The sequence below is a fragment of the Methylobacterium sp. CCH5-D2 genome (assembly GCF_001556475.1).
Classification (GTDB): Bacteria; Pseudomonadota; Alphaproteobacteria; order Rhizobiales; family Beijerinckiaceae; genus Methylobacterium; species Methylobacterium hispanicum.
Genome location: NZ_LSIX01000136.1, coordinates 1 through 1,340 on the forward strand (window position 1 = coordinate 1; position 1,340 = coordinate 1,340).

3 protein-coding genes and 1 pseudogene are annotated in these 1,340 nt (G+C 75.1%); 3 read left to right on the forward strand and 1 reads right to left on the reverse strand.

Going from position 1 to position 1,340, the window contains the following annotated elements; genetic code table 11:
- Positions 1 to 92 precede the first annotated feature (92 nt).
- Both AX737_RS03130 and AX737_RS03135 read left to right on the forward strand, forming a co-directional pair.
- Positions 93 to 326 carry a hypothetical protein gene (locus tag AX737_RS03130; RefSeq protein ID WP_066918922.1) on the forward strand — a complete coding sequence of 78 codons (234 nt, stop codon included), beginning with the start codon at positions 93 to 95 and terminating at the stop codon, positions 324 to 326.
- Between the two features lie 129 nt (positions 327 to 455).
- Positions 456 to 725: a hypothetical protein gene (locus AX737_RS03135; RefSeq protein WP_066918924.1), complete on the forward strand. Its 270-nt coding sequence runs from the start codon at positions 456 to 458 to the stop codon at positions 723 to 725.
- A 15-nt stretch (positions 726 to 740) separates the two neighbouring features.
- On the opposite strand, the gene AX737_RS03140 is transcribed toward AX737_RS03135, so the two are convergent.
- Positions 741 to 1,028: a hypothetical protein gene (locus tag AX737_RS03140; RefSeq protein WP_066918926.1), complete on the reverse strand. Its 288-nt coding sequence runs from the start codon at positions 1,026 to 1,028 to the stop codon at positions 741 to 743.
- 166 nt (positions 1,029 to 1,194) lie between these two features.
- On the opposite strand from AX737_RS03140, the pseudogene AX737_RS35315 reads away from it, so the two are divergent.
- Positions 1,195 to 1,340: pseudogene (locus AX737_RS35315) on the forward strand (phosphoglycerate dehydrogenase); the annotation flags it as partial.

The window sequence follows — 1,340 nt, forward strand, 5'->3', positions numbered from 1 at the left end:
CGGCCCCCGCCGGCCCGGGCGCCCCGGTCCCACCGCGGAACCCGGGCGGACCGGACCGCCTTGCTCCTTCAGACCACGGGAGCATCCGCCACATGTCCCAGCCCGACGACCCCCGCACCGCGCCCGGGACCGCGCGCCCCGCGCCCGACCTGAACCAGCGTCTCTCCCCCGGAGAGCGCCGCATCGTGGAGGCCGGCGAGGCCGGCCCGCACGCGCCCGGCCATCCGGCCCCCGCCCCCGACCCGGGGCCCGAGACGGGCGGCTACGACGACCATTCCCCGAGCCGCGCGCCGGACAACGCGAAGGGCGGCTACGGCGCGGGCTGAGGACGGGCGCGCGCCGCGGATCTTCCGGTCGCCGCCTCCTCGTCACGCTGACGCCATCCTTCGGGATCATGCGCCCTGCCGCCTCGCCGCCCGGCCCGTCCGGCGGCACCGGAAACGACAGGACTTCCCATGACCCCGAGCAAGGCGGCGTTCCTCGCCATCGGCCTCAGCCTCGTCCCGGCCGCGGCGCTCGCGCAGCAATCCCCGGCCCGCGACGCGCTCAAGCGCGCCTGCACCGGCGACTACATGGAGTATTGCAGCGAGCACGCCCCCGGCGGCCCGGAGGTGGAGGCCTGCTTCAAGGCCAACATGAAGAAGCTCACGCCCGCCTGCTCCTCGGCCATCACGGCCTACAAGCAGGAGCAGCGCGCGACCCGGCGGGTCAGCGAGGCGCGCTGACCCGCGGGACCGGGCTCAGGGCATCGCCTGCCAGAGCAGGGCGATGAACGTGAGCCCGATCAGGTTGTAGAGCAGCGCCCAGACGAGCGCGCCGCGCAGTGCCCGGTTGGCCGGCCGGCGCGATACGGCCCGCGGCGGCGTCGCGGCCGGCATCGGCCGGCCGGGCGTCGGCATGTCGAGAAAGCGGGTCAGGCATTCCGGCAGGGGGCGCTGCCCCGATTCCGGCCCCGCGCTGCCCCGGCTCGCCGGGGCGCTCCCGGGCCGGTCATCGCGTGTCGAACGCGCGCGGCGCGATGTGCGCATCGGATGTTCTCCGGTCCCGGACCCGCGTAGAGTGTTCGACCCCGGGCCTCCGCGCAAGTCCCGGATCGGTGCGAGGCCACCCCGATCGTGGGCCGGCCCGCGACGCTTGACCCGCGGCGGTGAAATCGCATCTGTGCGCCGCAGCATCCGAACCGGCGCACCGCACATGACCTCTTCCCCGCCCCGCTCCCGTGCCGACATCCGCGTCCTGCTGTTGGAGGGGATCAACGACAGCGCGGTCGCGCTGATGGAGGGTGCGGGCTACACGAACCTGGTGCGTCTGCCGAAGGCGCTCGACCGCGAGGCGCTGCA

Bases quoted from the DNA above. Each gene is read 5' to 3' on its own strand.
- AX737_RS03130 (WP_066918922.1), top strand. From the start codon at position 93: ATGTCCCAGCCCGACGACCCCCGCACCGCGCCCGGGACCGCGCGCCCC.
- AX737_RS03135 (WP_066918924.1), top strand. From the start codon at position 456: ATGACCCCGAGCAAGGCGGCGTTCCTCGCCATCGGCCTCAGCCTCGTC.
- AX737_RS03140 (WP_066918926.1), bottom strand. From the start codon at position 1,028: ATGCGCACATCGCGCCGCGCGCGTTCGACACGCGATGACCGGCCCGGG.